This window comes from Intrasporangium sp. (assembly GCF_035688975.1).
GTDB lineage: Bacteria > Actinomycetota > Actinomycetes > Actinomycetales > Dermatophilaceae > CALMNV01.
The window spans coordinates 14,385-30,939 of record NZ_DASSMH010000119.1 but is presented as its reverse complement, the minus strand read 5'-3'; the positions used below and the strand labels follow the sequence as shown (position 1 = coordinate 30,939).

14 protein-coding genes are annotated in these 16,555 nt (G+C 72.6%); 4 read left to right on the top strand and 10 right to left on the bottom strand.

The features are described 5' to 3' along the window. Positions 1-445: 445 nt before the first annotated feature. Positions 446-973, bottom strand: coding sequence for a hypothetical protein (locus tag VFJ94_RS12905; protein ID WP_325004623.1), 528 nt, complete (start codon positions 971-973; stop codon positions 446-448). A 33-nt stretch (positions 974-1,006) separates the two neighbouring features. Further along, positions 1,007-1,987, bottom strand: a complete 981-nt coding sequence (locus VFJ94_RS12900; RefSeq protein ID WP_325004622.1) for a nitroreductase/quinone reductase family protein — start codon at positions 1,985-1,987, stop codon at positions 1,007-1,009. 268 nt (positions 1,988-2,255) lie between these two features. On the opposite strand from VFJ94_RS12900, the gene VFJ94_RS12895 reads away from it, so the two are divergent. Beyond that, a complete protein-coding gene (locus VFJ94_RS12895; RefSeq protein WP_325004621.1) occupies positions 2,256-3,686 on the top strand; it encodes an HNH endonuclease in 1,431 nt (476 codons plus the stop codon). Positions 3,687-3,714: 28 nt separating this feature from the next. Further along, complete coding sequence (locus VFJ94_RS12890; protein WP_325004620.1) at positions 3,715-5,070, top strand: phenylacetate--CoA ligase family protein; 1,356 nt, start codon at positions 3,715-3,717, stop codon at positions 5,068-5,070. Between the two features lies 1 nt (position 5,071). Here VFJ94_RS12890 and VFJ94_RS12885 read toward each other — a convergent pair whose 3' ends face one another. The 5 genes from VFJ94_RS12885 to VFJ94_RS12865 form a co-directional block, all read right to left on the bottom strand. Then, positions 5,072-7,357, bottom strand: a complete 2,286-nt coding sequence (locus tag VFJ94_RS12885) for a heavy metal translocating P-type ATPase (protein ID WP_325004619.1) — start codon at positions 7,355-7,357, stop codon at positions 5,072-5,074. Next, positions 7,357-7,578: a heavy-metal-associated domain-containing protein gene (locus VFJ94_RS12880; RefSeq protein ID WP_325004618.1), complete on the bottom strand. Its 222-nt coding sequence runs from the start codon at positions 7,576-7,578 to the stop codon at positions 7,357-7,359. The genes VFJ94_RS12885 and VFJ94_RS12880 overlap by 1 nt, the downstream gene beginning before the upstream one ends. 48 nt (positions 7,579-7,626) lie before the next feature. Then, positions 7,627-7,938, bottom strand: coding sequence for a metal-sensitive transcriptional regulator (locus VFJ94_RS12875; RefSeq protein WP_325004617.1), 312 nt, complete (start codon positions 7,936-7,938; stop codon positions 7,627-7,629). A 74-nt stretch (positions 7,939-8,012) separates the two neighbouring features. Then, complete coding sequence (locus VFJ94_RS12870) at positions 8,013-8,900, bottom strand: F510_1955 family glycosylhydrolase (protein WP_325004616.1); 888 nt, start codon at positions 8,898-8,900, stop codon at positions 8,013-8,015. Further along, positions 8,897-9,532 carry a DUF305 domain-containing protein gene (locus VFJ94_RS12865; RefSeq protein ID WP_325004615.1) on the bottom strand — a complete coding sequence of 212 codons (636 nt, stop codon included), beginning with the start codon at positions 9,530-9,532 and terminating at the stop codon, positions 8,897-8,899. The genes VFJ94_RS12870 and VFJ94_RS12865 overlap by 4 nt, the downstream gene beginning before the upstream one ends. Before the next feature lie 208 nt (positions 9,533-9,740). On the opposite strand from VFJ94_RS12865, the gene VFJ94_RS12860 reads away from it, so the two are divergent. Continuing rightward, entirely contained in the window at positions 9,741-12,095 is a 2,355-nt protein-coding gene (locus VFJ94_RS12860; protein ID WP_325004614.1) for a heavy metal translocating P-type ATPase, read from the top strand. After that, the gene (locus tag VFJ94_RS12855; RefSeq protein WP_325004613.1) at positions 12,092-15,217 is read left to right on the top strand and encodes a beta-phosphoglucomutase family hydrolase; all 3,126 of its coding nucleotides are present in this window, start codon (positions 12,092-12,094) and stop codon (positions 15,215-15,217) included. Before VFJ94_RS12860 ends, VFJ94_RS12855 begins: the two co-directional genes overlap by 4 nt. Positions 15,218-15,351: 134 nt before the next feature. Here VFJ94_RS12855 and VFJ94_RS12850 read toward each other — a convergent pair whose 3' ends face one another. From VFJ94_RS12850 to VFJ94_RS12840, 3 genes are all read right to left on the bottom strand, one after another. Further along, the gene (locus tag VFJ94_RS12850) at positions 15,352-15,570 is read right to left on the bottom strand and encodes a hypothetical protein (RefSeq protein WP_325004612.1); all 219 of its coding nucleotides are present in this window, start codon (positions 15,568-15,570) and stop codon (positions 15,352-15,354) included. A 33-nt stretch (positions 15,571-15,603) separates the two neighbouring features. Beyond that, positions 15,604-15,885: a hypothetical protein gene (locus tag VFJ94_RS12845; RefSeq protein WP_325004611.1), complete on the bottom strand. Its 282-nt coding sequence runs from the start codon at positions 15,883-15,885 to the stop codon at positions 15,604-15,606. 261 nt (positions 15,886-16,146) lie between these two features. After that, positions 16,147-16,554: a hypothetical protein gene (locus VFJ94_RS12840; protein ID WP_325004610.1), complete on the bottom strand. Its 408-nt coding sequence runs from the start codon at positions 16,552-16,554 to the stop codon at positions 16,147-16,149. Position 16,555 lies beyond the last annotated feature (1 nt).

Sequence of the window (16,555 nt, the reverse complement as noted above, 5' to 3'; positions counted from 1 at the left end):
GCCTGGCTTCCTGACCGCCGGGCCTGCGCCCTGCCCGGCCGACGGAGTGCCCATGACCCCACAGCCGGCGAGTGAAGCGGACGCACGGCCGCCGTCCCAGGTGCCTGCTGTCCCTCAAAGCCCCCCGTCGAGTGGCCACTTCGGTACGGCGGGGGCTGCACCGAAGTGACCACTCGAGTGTGCGGGTCGAGTGGCCACTTCGGTACGGCCGGGACTGCACGCAAGTGGCCACTCGGGTGTGCGGGTCGAGTGGCCACTCGGGTGTGCGGGTCGAGTGGCCACTTCGGTACGGCCGGGACTGCTCAGCCGGGCCGACGTTGGCGCGTAGGCGGCCTGCTCGATGTCGTCGAACCCGACGACCGACACCTGCTCCGGCACCTGGACTCCGGCGCGCCGGACGACGTCGACGCGGCATGTCGCCCGACGGCGGCAGGCACGAGCTCGATTACGTGAGCAGGATCCCCCCGATCCATCCAAACCAGAGGGTCAGCGCTGCGTAGCCGGCCGCGAGGACCCACGCCAGCGGGCGGCGGCGAGGGCCTCCGGTTGTGGCGAAGTCGCCCACCAGCAGGAGCACGCTCGCGGTCACTCCCAGCCAGCCGGCAGCGGTCCAGGTGTCGTCGATCAGCATGAGGAACGACAGGACGAGGGCGCCGCCCATCAGGCCCGACCGACCCCACAGCCGGGTGACCAGCAGGATCGCGATGCCGAGCACAGGCTGGGCGATTGCCAAGACCATCCACCCCAAGTGGCTGGCACCGGGTCCCGGCCAGAACCCGCTGTAGGTCACCCCGGCAAGGACCAGCAGCAGGACGTCGACTGGTTGGACCGTCCGCAACGTGTCGGGAGAGACCTCGCCGTACCCGGCGTTGATGCCGAAGAGGACGGTCAACCAGGGACGTCCACGGGGACTGCGGGTGACCAGGCCCGCGATGCCGGCGAGGAGCATCGCCGCGGCCAGGATCGCAGCCACTCCTCCAGCCCACGGACCTGGCCCCATCTCCCACTACGCCCCAGCGACCGGCGCACCCTCGAGGTGCCTCTTCAGGCTCGACCAGATCCGGTGCTCCTGGCGGACACCCATCCACGTGATCAGCGGTCCCAGCAGTCGGAGCGCACCCTTCGGCCGCACGTGTCCGGACCATCGCATGCGGGTGCCCGCCTCGACCGGGTCGAATCTCAGCGTGTAGGCGATGTCGGCCTGGCTCATCGTGGTGGTCGTGGCGAGCAGTCGAGGGCGGTCGTAGCTGGTGCACTCGATGACCATCTCGGCGATGCGTCCCGCCGACCGGACCGCCGACCTGAACCGGGTGCCCGTGCCGATCGGCCCGGCAGTGACCTTGTCCGCGCGCACCATCCTGGGGTTGTACCGCGGCTCGTTGGTCTGGTCCGCGACGTAGTCGAACACCTCCTCCACGGGACGCCCGATCGTGATCTCGCCCTCGATCCTCGCCAACCCGTGGGGACGGCGGCGGGCCCGGACAGGTTCAGCGTCCGCGCCCAGGTAGTGGACGCGGAACACCGGGTATCCGTCAGCTATCCGACCGATGTCCTCGATGGTGGCGGCGGGGTCCAGCCCGAAGTAGAACCGCGCCTGGTCCGCCCCGGCCCTGTCGCCGCTGCGGCGACGCCCGGCGTGCAGGTACTCGGCAATGACCTCGGGACGCTTCGTGGGTGGCAGCTCCTCGAGGAGGACAGGCCGCGCTCCGCGGCGCCGGATCACCGCCCGCCCCTGCGCAGCTCGGACGTTCCGCACCCAGTGAGACTCGCCGGCCAGGGCGACCAGGTAGTCCTCACCCCGATGCCGGGTCCGCAGGATCGGCACTCGCCGGGCCGCACCGGAGGTCCGGCCGCGGACCTCCAGCGTCACCGCATCGCGCGGCGCCAGCCCCACAGAGGTGAGGAGTACGCCCAGCGCGTTCAGTCGCCGGTACCAGTCCGCCGGAGGTCGGTAGGCGGTGCGCGCGGCGTAGTTCTGAGGCTTCATCACCTGCATCCCAACCGGGCCAGTTCGACCCACTCTTCACGTTTTCATGACCTTTCGACGGACGGACAGAGTCGCAAGACCCTTGCCGAGTGCGCCTGCCTGCCCCGGTGTAGCTGCACGCTCGCCGGCGGGAGGTGACGCCCTGGTCGAGACGCGGCGGGCGCCTGCGGACGAGCCCGGAAATGTCTTGGGTCGAGGGATTGTCAGGAGCGTGGCACGGCACTATAGTAGAACACATGTTCGATACATCCCTGGGGGGGACGCGGTGATGACCACCGCCGAGGTCGCCGCGTTCCTCGCGCGCCTGCCGGACCTCGACGCAGGTGTGGGCGACGCGGAGCGGATCGAGCAGCTGAGCCTCCTTGAGCAGGTCAAGAACGCCGCAGCCGCCGCGCAGGCGAAGATCGCCGTCGCGTTCGACGCGTCCCAGCGCGAGGCGCAGGCTGCCGCCGGCGTGCCGGCCAGCCAACGTGGCCGCGGCGTGGCCGAGCAGATCGCCCTCGCCCGGCGTGACTCACCGCACCGCGGGTCGCGGCTTCTCGGTCTGGCCAAGCTGCTCGTGCAGGACCTCCCGGAAACGCTCCAGGGCATGTGCGACGGCGGCGTGTCGGAGTGGCGCGCAACGCTCGTGGCGCAGGCCGCGGTCGTCCTCGATCGCGCCGACCGCAAGGCTCTGGACGCCGCTCTGGCCGGTCGGCTGCCCGACCTGTCCGACCGGCAGGTGCGTGCCGAGGCCGGCGCGGCCGCATACCGCGCCGACCCGCACGCCGTGGTGGGCCGCGGCCGCCGGGCGGTCGCGGACCGGCGTGTCACGGTGCGCCCCGCCCCTGACGTGATGGCCCTGGTCACCGGCTACGTCCCGGCCGCGCAGGGCGTGTCCGTCTTCAAGGCCCTGGACCAGGCCGCCCGGTCAGCCCGGGCCGCCGGCGACCCGCGCAGCCTCGACCAGATCAAGGCCGACACGTTCGTGCAGCGCCTGACCGGGCAGGCGCGCGCCGAGGACGTGCCCATCGAGGTCGGGCTCGTCATGACCGACGCCGCCCTGCTCACCGGCGAGGACAGCACCGCTCGGCTCGAGCACTACGGCCCCCTCCCTGCCGCCGTGGCCAGAGGCCTGCTCACCGGTGCCACCGCGCTACCCGGCCACCGCGCCACTGGAGCGCCCCTGTCGGAGCCGACAGCCTTGCCCGAGGCCGAAGCCGAGGCCGAAGCCGGGGCTCAGGCGCGGGGTTGGCTGCGGCGCCTGTTCACCGACCCGGTCGACGACACGATCGCCAGTGCCGACACGCGCCGCCGACGGTTCGACGGACCGCTGCGGCGGCTCATCGTCTATCGGGACCAGTACTGCAGGACGCCCTGGTGCGGAGCCCCCATCCGTGATGCCGACCACGTCGTTCCATACGCCGACGGTGGGCCGACCAGTCTCGCCAACGGACAAGGGCTGTGCCAGCGCTGCAACCTGGCCAAGAGCAGTTCCGGCTGGCAGGTCACCCCGGACAACACCAGTCCCCACCGCGTCGTGACGACCACGCCCACGGGCGCGACCTATGCCTCGTCACCACCTTCGGCGCTCGGCTGGCCTCCGCCCGTGGATCCCGGCCATGCCTTCCTTGACGAAGCCTTCCTCGACGAGCTCGGCATCGACGCCGAAACCTGGCTCGAAGCCATCGACAGCCTCCGCAGGGAGCCTGCGGCCTGACCTGGGGCACGGGGCTACGCTGAGGGAGATGTCAGTGGCGTTTGTGCTGCGGGTGCTGTCCAAGCGGCGCCGGCTGCGCCAGCACGAGCGGTGGAGTGAGGCCGAGCTCAGGGCGCATCAGGCGCGCGAGCTGACGCAGCTGCGGGAGTTCGCGTCAGCCCACTCTCTCTTCTACGCGCGGCTGCTTCGCGGTCTTGAGCGGGCTCCGTTCCACGAGCTCCCGGTCCTGACGAAGGCCACTCTGATGGACCACTTCGACGAGATCAGCACGGACCCGTCGATCCGGCTCGCCGATCTCCAGGCCTACCTCGCCGGGCTGCACGGTCCTCGGCTCTTCTCCGGGCGGTACTGGGTCTCGGCGACGTCGGGCAGCTCTGGACGCAGGAGCATCATCCCCAACAATGCCGAGGAGTGGGCGACCGTGATCGCCTCCTACGCTCGCGCCAACGAATGGGCCGGAGTCAGCGCCGGGCCACGGCAACGCGTCCGTCTGGCGGTGGTCAGCTCGACGACCGCTTGGCATCAGTCGTCCCGGGTGGCCGCCACAGTGCGCAGCCCCTTCGTCAGGAGCGAGCGACTCGACGCCGCCTCGCCGCTGCCGCTGGTCGTCCACCGGCTCAACGGCATACGCCCGGACGTGCTCGTCGCGTATGCGTCGATGATCAGGGTCCTCGCCGGCGAGCAGCTCGCTGGCCGGTTGCGGGTCGCTCCGCGTGCGGTCAACTCCTCCTCGGAGGTCCTCACGGAAGAGGCCCGCGCGATGGCCAAGCACGCCTGGGGAGTTGCGCCGTTCGACGTCTACGCCGCCACCGAGACCGGCGGCATCGCGGCCGAGTGCAACCACCACCACGGCATGCACCTCTTCGAAGACCTCGTCATCCCGGAGGTCGTCGACGACCAATACCGCCCGATCCCCGACGGGCAGCCGGGTGACCGACTGCTCGCGACGGTGCTCTTCAGCCGCACCATCCCGCTGCTCCGCTACGAGATGACCGACCGGATCGAGGTTGCCGCGAAGCCGTGTCCCTGCGGGCTGCCCTTCCGCCTCATCGCACGGATCGAGGGGCGGACCGACGACGTGCTGACCCTGCCCGCGCGGGGGACGGGCACCGTGTCGGTGCACCCCGTCGTCTTCCACCAGGTCCTCGACCTGGTGGACGCCGCAGGCTGGCAGGTCCGCCAGGAGGACGCCGGCCTGCGCGTGCTCGTGGCGGCTCCGGGATCCGGCTTCGACGCCGCCTCGACCGAGCGGGCCCTGCGGGACGCCCTGTCGCAGGCAGGCGTGGCCCCTGACAGGACGGTCGAGGTCGCCGTCGTCGACACCATCCGCGCAGGCCCTGCGGGCAAGCGACCGCTCGTGGTGGCCGCCCGGGACAGGGGGTGACTCAGCGGCTCGGGTCGAAGGACCGCAGCCGCAGGCTGTTGCTCACGACGAAGACCGAGCTGAACGCCATGGCCGCGCCCGCGATGAGCGGGTTGAGCAGCCCGAGCGCGGCCAGCGGGAGCGCCGCCACGTTGTAGGCGAACGCCCAGAAGAGGTTGCCCTTGATCGTGCGCAGGGTGGCGCGGGCCAGCCGGATCGCGTCCGGGGCGGCCCGCAGGTCGCCGCTGACGAGCGTGAGGTCGGAGGCCTCGATCGCGACGTCGGTGCCGGTCCCCATGGCCAGGCCGAGGTCGGCCTGGGCCAGGGCGGCGGCGTCGTTGACTCCGTCGCCCACCATGGCGACCGTGGCGCCCCGCGCCTGGAGCCGCTTCACGGCATCGACCTTGTCGGCCGGCAGGACCTCGGCGATGACGTCCGGGGTCGCGATGCCGACGCGTCCTGCGACGGCATGGGCCGCCCGCGCGTTGTCACCAGTGAGCAGCACCGGCCGCAGGCCCAGCCGCCGCAGCTGCGCGACCGCCTCGGCGGAGGTCTCCTTGATGGTGTCGGACACGACGACGACGGCCCGCACCTGCCCGTCCCAGCCGACCCAGACGGGCGTCCGGCCCTCGCCCTCGGCCGCCTCGGCGAGCCGGACGAGCTGCTGCGGCGTCGGCAGCGCCCACTCGCCCTCGAGCCACGACCGACGCCCCGCAACGGCGGCATGCCCGTCGACGATGCCCGTGACCCCGTTTCCGCCATGGCTGCGGAAGTCCTCCACCGGAGGAAGGTCGACTCCGGACTCGCTCGCGTGCCGGGCGATGGCTCGGCCGATGGGGTGCTCCGAGGCGTCCTCAAGCGCGCCGGCGATCCTCAGCACCTCCTCGGCCGCCACGCCGGCCACCGGATGCACGTCGGTGACGCCCATCTTGCCTGTCGTGACCGTGCCGGTCTTGTCGAGCACGACCGTGTCGACCCGCCGGGTCGACTCGAGGACCTGCGGCCCCTTGATGAGGATGCCGAGCTGGGCCCCCCGGCCGGTCCCGACGAGCAGCGCCGTCGGGGTGGCCAGACCCAGCGCGCACGGACACGCGATGATGAGCACGGCGACGGCCGCCGTGAAGGACGCCGTGGCCGAGTGCCCCGTCAGCAGCCACGCCGCGAGTGTGGCCAGCGACAGGCCGATGACGATCGGCACGAACACGGCCGAGACCCGATCGGCGAGGCGCTGGACCTGCGCCTTGCCGTTCTGGGCGTCCTCGACGAGCCGGGCCATCTGGGCCAGCCGGGTGTCGGAACCGACCCTGGTCGCGCGCACCACGAGCCGCCCACCGGCGTTGACGGTGGCGCCGACGACGGCGTCGCCGGGCCCGACCTCGACGGGCACGGACTCACCGGTGAGCATCGAGGCGTCGACCGCGGAGGTGCCGCGCAGCACCGTGCCGTCCGTGGCGATCTTCTCACCCGGCCGCACGACGAACTCGTCGCCGACCGCGAGCCGGCTCACCGGCATACGGACCTCGGTTGCGCCCGCGGGTCCATCGCGGAGGACGGCGACGTCCTTCGCGCCCAGGTCGAGCAGCGCCCGTAGGGCGGCGCCCGACTGCCGCTTGGCCCGGGCCTCGAAGTAGCGCCCGGCGACGATGAACGTCGTCACGGCAGAGGCGACCTCGAGGTAGAGGCTCGGCGTCGCCCCCGCCTCGCGCCCGGGCAACAGCTCGAACGGCATCCGCATCCCGGTCATGCCGGCCGGGGTGAACAGCAGCGCCCAGAGCGACCACAGGTATGCCGCCCCCACGCCCACCGAGATCAACGTGTCCATCGTCGCGGCCCGGTGGCGCAGGTTGGTCCAGGCGGCCCGGTGGAAGGGGAGAGCACCCCAGACGACCACGGGGGACGCGAGAGTCAGAGACACCCACTGCCAGTTGGCGAACTGGAGCGCCGGGACCATCGACAGGACCAGGACGGGCGCGGTGAGGACGGCCGAGACGACGAGGCGCTGGCGCCACGCCTCCGCCTCGCGGTCGCGCTCGTCCCCGGGCTCACTCGCCTCCGGCGGCAGGGGCGGCGCGGGCAGCGACGCCGTGTAGCCGGTGGCCTCGACCGTGGCCACGAGGTCCTCGGGGGCCACGTCCGCCGCGTAGGTGACCTTGGCCTTCTCGGTGGCGTAGTTGACCGTCGCCGACACACCGGGAATCTTGTTGAGCTTCTTCTCGATTCGGGCGGCGCACGACGCGCAGGTCATGCCGCCGATGCGCAGCTCGACGTCGTGGGTCGGCTGCGCCGAGTCGTGCAGCTGCGTCGTCATTACTCGGTGACGAGCTGGTAGTCCCCAGCCTCGTCGAGGGCCGCGGCGACCTGGGACTCGCTGACGGGCTCGGCGCTGGCAACCGTCACGGTGGAGGTGCCGCCGGCGACGAGGTCGACCGTGACGTCGCTGACGCCCTCGAGCTGCTGCAGCTCGCTCGTGACCGCGCTCACGCAGTGGCCGCAGGTCATGCCGGTGACGGGAAAGGTCTGGGTGCTCATGGTGCTCTCCTCGTAGGGGTGAACGGGTCTGGATGCTGCCGGTGGTTGTCAGGAACGGACCAGCCGCGCGATGGCGGCCGACGCCTCGGCGATCTTGTCGTCGAGGTGGGCGGACGGTTCGCGGGCGGCGTGGGTGAGGCAGTGGTGCAGGTGGTCGTCGAGCAGGCCCAGGGCCACCGCCTCCAGGGCCTTGGTCGCGGCGGAGACCTGCGTGAGGATGTCGATGCAGTACGTGTCGGACTCGACCATCCGTTGCAGGCCCCGCACCTGCCCCTCGATGCGGCGCAGGCGCCTCAGCTGGGCATCCTTGTTGTCGATGTATCCGGGCACCACATCGGGCGCTGAGTCGTGTTCGTCCATCGAGGGCTCCCTCCGGTCTCGCCCCTACAGCATACCCCCTCCGGGTAATATTCCCCGGCAGGGCAGCGGAGGGCTCAGGACGCCGGCAGCAGCGTGAAGGACGCGCCCGAGTCCAGGCTCTGCTCGATGCCCGCGGACGAGACCACGAGGATCTCGAGCGTCCCGTCGGGACGCCGCGTCGCCGTGAGTGCGTGCGGAGCGTCCGCGACGGTGGCGGCGCCGCTCGTCCAGCTCTTGGCAGCGTCCGTGCTGAGCGCGACCTGGCCCTCGGGCGTGACGCCCACGGCCGTCCGTGCGTCGGCCCAGGCCACCAGCAGCAGCAGCGGGCTCGAGCCGGCCGTCCGCCAGCTCGCGCCGTGGTCGGTGGAGAGCCGCAGCCCCTCGGCCGTCGTCGCCAGGACCGCGGCACCATCGGGAGAAGACGCCACCGAGCGCGGCTCGGCGTCGAGGGAGAGCTCGCGCCAGCTCGCCCCGTCGCTCGTGGAACGCAGCCGCCCGTCGAAGCCGATCACCCCCTTGGCCCAGGAGGTCAGGGTGTGGAAGTCTGACGCGCCGCCGCGAGAGCGGACCGTCCACGACTGGCCCCCGTCCCGCGACTCGATGAGGCCGACGGGCTGGGGGAGATCCACTCCGATGCCCGGATGGCCCGAGGCAAGGAAGCGGCCCGGCCCGGCGACTGCAAAACCCATGAGGTCGATGACGGGCCCCACCCGCTGCCACGCGCTGGAGGCCCGTCGAAACAGGCCCTCGTGGGTGGCGAGGTAGAGCGTCCCATCCGCCGGGTCACGGCCGATGCCGTGGACGTGACCGCTCGGCAGCGCGGAGCGGGCCGCTGCCGACGACGGCGCGCCGGCGGCGGCCGGCACCGCGCCGTCCTGCGCGCCGCAGCCGGCCAGGGCCGCGGCTGCCACCGCTGCAACGACCAATCCGACGAGACGGCGCCGCGGCCGGCCGAGCGTCACTTCTTCAGGGTCCCGAGCAGGGCGGTCATCTCAGCGATCTCCTTGTTCTGGGCGTCGACGATGTCCTGGGCGAGCCTCTTGGCCTCAGCGCTGCTCCCGGAGCCGAGCTCGGTTTGCGCCATCGCCACCGCGCCCCGGTGGTGCCTGATCATCATCTCGAGCCACATCGTGTCGAAGCCAGTCCCGCTGGCCTTGCCGAGGTCGTCCATCTCCTGCGACGACATCATCCCGCTCTCGCTCGAGCCCATCGAGCCCATGCCATGGCCTGCCATGGTGCTCGGCACCGGCTTACCCCAGCTCTTGAGCCAACCGGACATGGCCTGGATCTCGGGGTCCTGGGCGGCCTTGATCTCGGTGGCCAGCTTCTTGACCTCGGCGCTGGTCGCCTGCGTCAGGGCGAGCTCCGCCATCTCCACCGCCTGGGCGTGGTGCGGGACCATGTCCGTCGCGAACGCGACGTCGGCGTCGTTGTGGGTGCTCGCCATGGTCGACCCCGGCTGGGTCGAGGCCGACGGGCTGGTGACGCCGCCCGCGCCGCCTCCTGCTGGCTGGGAGCTCTGCCCGCAGGCGGAGACGGCGAGCACGCCGGCGAGCGCGGCAGTAAGGGCGATGGCGCGGGGTGGGCGAAGCAAGGCAGGGTCCTTCGGTCGGTGGCCTTCCGGCCGGTGGCATTGGCGAGCGGCCCGGGGAGCCCGGGCTGCGCGCCCAGTATCGGCCGGTGTATGCCATGCGCCGGGTCGAGGTTTCATGAAGGTTCCGTGAAGGACGACGCCTGACCCTTGCCGGCATACCCATAGGGGGTATCTTGAAGGTTGGGAACCACAGCGGAAGGACAAGCACATGAAGACCCAGACCACCATCCTCCAGGTCGGCGGCCTGCACTGGGCGACCTCCGAGCCGGTCGTGGAGAAGACGCTGCAGCACCGGCCCGGGGTGGTGGCCGTGCGCGCCAGTGCCGGCTCGCAGACCGCCACGGTGACCTACGATCCCCAGCTCACCTCGGTGGCCCAGCTGACCACGTGGATCAACGAGTGCGGGTACCACTGCGCGGGTCGCTCCACCCCCGAGCACGTGTGCGATCCCATGACCGAGCCGGCGACAGCCGACGCCGACGGCCACGCCGCGCATCAAGGCCACGGAGGGCACCACGGCGGCGGGTCGATGGAGGACATGATCCGCGACATGCGGGGCCGGTTCCTGCTCGCCCTGATCCTCTCGATCCCGGTTCTCCTGTGGTCACCGATCGGCCGCGAGGTTCTCGGCTTCACGGCGCCGGCGCCCTTTGGGCTGCGCGACGACGTGTTCGCCCTCCTGCTGTCCCTGCCGGTCATCTTCTACTCCGCGTGGATCTTCTTCGACGGAGCCTTCCGGGCGCTGCGGGCGAGGACGCTCGACATGATGGTCCTCGTCGCAGTCGGGGTGGGCGCCGGCTGGCTCTACAGCCTGGGGGTCACCCTGACCGGCGGCGGGGACGTGTTCTACGAGGCCGCCACCGTCCTGACGACCTTCGTGCTGCTCGGGCACTGGGTCGAGATGCGTGCCCGCGGCGGGGCCAACGACGCGGTGCGGACCCTGCTCGAGCTGGCACCGGCGCAGGCCGTGGTCCTGCGCGACGGCGTCGAGCTGGAGGTGCCGACCGCCGAGGTGGCCGTCGGCGACCTGCTGCTCATCCGGCCCGGCTCCAAGGTGCCCGTCGACGCGGTGGTCGAGGAGGGCGAGTCCGAGGTCGACGAGTCGATGGTCACGGGGGAGAGCATGCCGGTGGGCAAGGCCCCGGGCTCCGAGGTCATCGGCGCCTCCATCAACACGACCGGGACGCTGCGGGCCCGGGCGAGCAAGGTCGGGGCGGACACGGCCCTGGCCCAGATCGTCGCGCTCGTGCAGGAGGCCCAGAACTCCAAGGCGCCCGGGCAGCGGCTCGCCGACCGGGCGGCATTCTGGCTCGTCTTCGTCGCCCTCATCGGCGGGACCGCGACGTTCCTCGCCTGGCTCCTCGCCGGCGCGAGCGTGCCGACCGCGATGCTCTTCGCCATCACCGTGGTCGTCATCACCTGCCCTGACGCCCTCGGGCTGGCCACCCCGACCGCGATCATGGTCGGCACCGGGCTGGGTGCGAAGCGTGGGGTGCTCTTCAAGAACGCCACCGCCCTGGAGACCGCCGCCCGCATCGACACCGTCGTCCTGGACAAGACCGGCACCCTCACCAAGGGCCAGCCCGAGGTCACCGACGTCGTCGTCGCGGGCCTGGACGAGGCGGAGCTCCTGGGCCTCGTCGCCGCGGTCGAGCGCGAGTCCGAGCACCCGCTGGCGCAGGCCATCGCCGCCCACGCGGCGCGCGCCGGTGCCGCGTCGCTGCCGGTCGCGGACTTCCGCAACGTCCCCGGCCACGGGGCCACGGCCAGCGTCGCCGGCCGTCGCGTCCTCGTCGGCAACCGGCGCCTCATGGACGCCGAGCACGTCGAGCTCGGCCCGTTGGCGACCAGCCGGGACGAGCTGGCCGCGGCCGGACGGACGGCCGTGCTCGCGGCGGTCGACGGACGTGCCGTCGGGGTGATCGCCCTGGCCGATGCCGCGCGGGCGTCGGCGGCCGCGGCCGTGGCGGCGCTCCACGAGTCGGGCATCGAGGTCGTCATGCTCACGGGGGACAACGAGGCGACCGCGCAGCGCATCGCCGACCAGCTCGGCATCGACACCGTCATCGCCGAGGTGCTCCCCGGCGACAAGGCCGACCGGGTGGCCCAGCTGCAGGCGCAGGGAAGGAAGGTCGCCATGGTGGGCGACGGGGTCAACGACGCGCCGGCCCTGGCCCGCGCCGACCTCGGCATCGCCATCGGCGCCGGGACCGACGTGGCCATCGAGACCGCCGACGTCGTGCTCATGCGCTCGGACCCCCTGGACGTGCCGGTCGCGCTGCGCATCGGCAAGGGGACCCTGCGCAAGATGCGGCAGAACCTCGGCTGGGCGATCGGCTACAACGCCATCGCCCTGCCGATCGCCGCCGGCGTCTTCTACACCGCGTTCGGGATCCGACTCAGTCCGGAGATCGCCGCCCTGTCGATGTCCGGTTCCTCCGTCATCGTCGCCGTCAACGCGCTCCTGCTGAGGCGCCTGCCCCTGCCTGCCGCACCCGCGACTCCGCAGGACGGCGCGAGGACGCGCGAGCCGGCCCAGCCGGCGCCGGTCGGTGCCCGATGAACCCATCGGACGGCGAGCGCGAGGCACCGGCACCGACGGGAGCCCTCCCGCCACAGGAGGCGGTGATCTTCGACATGGACGGCGTCGTGACCGACACGGCCGACGTGCATGCGGTCGCCTGGAAACAGCTGTTCGACGAGGTCCTGGGCGACCCGAGCCTGCCGTCGGGACCGTATGCCGCCTTCGACCCGGCCACGGACTACCTCCGCCACGTCGATGGCCGCTCCCGTGAGGACGGGGTGGTCGCCTTCCTCGAGTCACGCGGCCTCGAGCTGCCCGTCGGGACGGCATCCGATCCACCGGGGCGCCGCTCGGTGCACGGACTGGCCGCCCGCAAGCAGGAGATCTACGGCGAGCTCATCGCCGAGCGCGGGGTGCGGGTCTTTCCCGGCACGGTCGGCCTGCTCGGCCGGTTGCGGGCGGGCGGCGTGCCGGTCGCGCTCGTCACCGCCAGCCGCAACGCCCGCCAGCTGCTGGCGCAGGCGGGGCTCGCCGACGCCTTCGACGTCGTGGTCGACGGGCAGGTCGCGGCAGAGCGGGCGCTGCCGGGCAAGCCAGACCCGGCGGTCTTCCGGTATGCCGCCGACCGGCTCGGGGTGGACCCGGCGAGGGTCGCGGTCGTCGAGGACGCCACCGCCGGGGTGGTCGCCGCCCGCCGTGGCGGCTTCGGGCTCGTGGTCGGCATCGACCGGGCGGGCCACCGTGAGGAGCTGGAGGCTGCCGGCGCCGACGTGGTGGTCGACGACGTCGCCCAGCTCGACCTTGGCGCCCTGCGCGCCGACCCGTGGTCGCTCGTCTACGACGGGTTCGACCCGGCCCATGAGGCGCACCGTGAGGCCCTGACCACCCTGGGCAACGGCTACGTCGGCACCCGCGGCGCGGCTCCAGAGCGAGCCGCCGACGCAGTGCACTACCCGGGCACCTACCTGGCCGGTGTGTACAACCGGCTCGTGTCCACCGTCCACGGCAGGCAGGTGGAGGACGAGCACCTGGTCAACGCGCCCAACTGGCTGGTCCTCGACGTCCGTGTCGACCGGGGCGCCTGGTGGTCCGCCGGCGGGCTGCGCATCACGGGGGAGCGGCGCGTTCTCGACCTACGCCGCGGGGTGCTGAGCCGCTCCGCGGTCCTGACCGACGCGACCGGCCGGCGGCTGCGCCTCAGCCAGCACCGGCTCGTGTCCATGGCGCGGCCGCACTCGGCGGCGCTGCAGACCACGCTGGTCGCGCAGGGGTGGGACGGACCGGTCAGCGTGCGTTCCGGGGTCGACGGCGGCATACGGAACAGCAACGTCGCCGACCTCCGCGCGCTCGCCAACGAGCACCTGCGGACGGTGACGGCGGAGCGCGCCGGCGACGACGTGCTGCTCGTGGAGACGGAGACCATCCAGAGCCACGTCCGGATCGCGACCGCCGCCCGCACGACGGTGACGGGCGCCGCCGCCGTCGCGGCCGAGACTGTCCAGGCCGAGGGCGACCGCTACGCCCTCGAGGTCGAGGTCGTGCTGCGGGACGGCGAGCCGGTCACGATCGACAAGACCGTCGCGATCTTCACCTCGCGGGACCGCGCGATCTCCACCCCGGCCCTGGCCGCCCTCGGCGAGCTCGACGCCGCGCCGGGAGGGTTCGCCGGCCTGTTGCCTGCCCACGAACGGGCCTGGGCCCCGCTGTGGGAGCGCTACGGCCTGGACCTCGGCGCCGGGGTGCCGGCGCGAGGCCTGCACGGCGAGGGCTACGGCGGCCACGTGTTCTGGGACGAGCTGTTCGTCCTGCCGGTGCTTACCGCTCACCAGCCCTGGGTGAGCCGGGCCCTGCTCGACTACCGCTTCCGCCGCCTCGGCGCCGCCCGCCGGGCCGCCGCCGCCGAGGGCCGCACCGGCGCGATGTTCCCGTGGCAGAGCGGCAGCGACGGTCGGGAGGAGACGCCGCGGATCCTGCACAACGCCAGGTCGGGACGCTGGTTGCCGGACAACTCCCGGCGCCAGCGCCACGTCGGCCTGGCCGTGGCCCACAACGCTTGGCAGTACTACGAGGCGACCGGCGACCGCGCCTGGCTGGCCCACCGCGGCGGCGACCTCATCATCGAGGTCGCCCGGTTCTTCGCCTCCCTCGCCACCCACGACCCGGCCGCGGACCGGTTCCACCTCGCCGGGGTCATGGGGCCCGACGAGTACCACGACGGCTACCCTGACGCGCCCGGTCTCGGGCTGCGCGACAACGCCTACACCAACGTCCTGGCGGCTTGGGTATGCGCCCGGGCTGTCGAGGTCCTCGCCGTGACGGCGGGGGCGCACTGCGACGAGCTGCGGGAGCGGCTGGGCGTGGGCGCGGACGAGCCCGAGTCGTGGGAGCGCCTGAGCCGCCGGCTCACGGTGCCCTTCCACGACGGCGTCATCAGCCAGTTCGCCGGCTACGAGGCTCTGGCGGAGCTCGACTGGGGCCGCTACCGCGCGGCATACGGCAACATCGGCCGCCTCGACCTCATCCTCGAGGCGGAGGGGGACTCGACAAACCGCTACAAGCTGGCCAAGCAGGCCGACGTCCTCATGCTCGTCTACCTGCTCGGGCCGGACGGGCTGCGGTCCATGCTCGACCGGCTCGGCTACCCGGTGACGCTCGACGCGCTCGCCGCCACGGTCGCGTACTACCTCGAGCGGACGGCGCACGGCTCGACGCTGAGCCGCGTCGTGCACGCGTCCGTCCTCGCCAGGATGGACCCGGCCCGCGGGTGGGCCACCTTCCGCGAAGCGCTCGACGCCGACCTCGACGACACCCAGGGCGGCACCACCGGCGAGGGCATCCACCTCGGCGCCATGGCCGGCACGATCGACCTCGTCGCCCGCGCCTTCGCCGGACAGCGTACGTCCGGCGACACCGTCGTCTTCGACCCGTGCCTGCCCGAGGGGCTGCGTCGGGTGGGCTTCGCCTTCTCGCACCGCGGGCAGCGGCTGACGGTCGCCCTCGACCACGATGAGCTGCGGGTGTCGGCCGACGCGTGCGCGGCGAACCCGCACGTCCGGGTCCGGGTCGGGATGCGTGTGGAGACGATCCCGGGAGGACGGTCAGCGGTGTTCCCCCTGACCCCGGGCGGAGCGGTCCCGCCTCACAGCCCGGGTGCGTCGTAGACCGTGGGTGGTCGGTGCTGGCGTGCGGATGGCGTCTCTGGTGGGGTCGGGGCGGCCCCGGAGCCGGCCGGCCGATCGGCTCCCGCGCGTGCGTCGAGGTTGATCACGGGTGGGGGTGCCGGCCCCGGGCCGCGTCAGGGACGCGGCATACAGGGCATCCCGTCCCAGCCGGCCTTGCCCTGGTGCATCCCGGGGTTGTGGGCCCCGGAGAAGCCCATCGTCCGGGCACACTCGGACACGTGCTGCCCGTATGCCGGCCCCGGCGCCGGCGTATCGGCCCGGGCGGCCGCGGCTGGCCCCAGGGCGACACCGATCGCTGCGGCCGTTGCGACGGCCAGGCGCATTGCTCTCATCGTCATTCCTCTCGTTGGCCACCCTGTGGGTGGTTAGTGCTTGTGCCCGCCCATCCCGGCCATCATGGCGGCCATCATCGCCGTGCAGAGCAGGGCGGCGAGGATGACGCCTCCGCCAGCCGCGCCAGTGGCAAAGAGGATGCCGGCGATGACGAGCATCGGGAGGCAGCACACGATCATCAGCAGCCCGTGGCCGCCATGCCTTCCGTGGCCGGAAGGCTGGTCGGGCCTGGCCGAGCCCGGGGTCGTGCCCTCGTGGTGGTGCTCTCGCTGCTCGTCCGCCGGCGGCGGCCGCCACGGTTCGTGGGTGCTCATGATGTCTTCGCCTTCAGGGACCCCGTCGCCGTCACCACAGCCACCAGGCCGATGACGGTCCGGGCCGCGCGCTCGGCCGGCGTGATGTTGACCCTCGGTCTGGCCATCGGGTCACGACTCCTTTCGCGTCGAGGGTCCCCGCCGGGCCTCCCCGGTCGTCGGTCCCTCCTTCACCTCCGACTGTGCCGATCGAAGGTGGAGAGCCCCGAGGGCTTCCCATGAAGGTTCGGTCAAGGGAGCCGGGAAGGGTCCCCGACCAGCTCAGGGAGCGTGGTGGACGTCGTGGTCGACCGTCGTGGTCGCGGCCGGTGCGGGGGTGGCTGGGGTGTTCTCGGTCGCCGATCCGCTGATCGCCGGACCGATGACGAAGGCCGACAGCGAGAAGAGCGCGGCAAAGACGACGATGGCGATGGCCGGCGCCGCCCACGTGTGGAACCGCCGATGGAGCCGCCGCAGCATCGGGATCGAGAACAGGAGCCCCACGGCGAAGAAGAGGGCGTTGCCCCCCGCTCCAGCGGTGAGGGCTGCACCGGCCAGGGGCGCGACGTGGTGAAGCACGTGCGGGACGAGGCCCATGACCGCCCCGATGACGGCGGACACGGCATCCCGCGCGGCGGCCAGTCGGCTCCGGGTGGTGGGCGGGACCGTCCCGTCGAGGGTTGCGCCCACG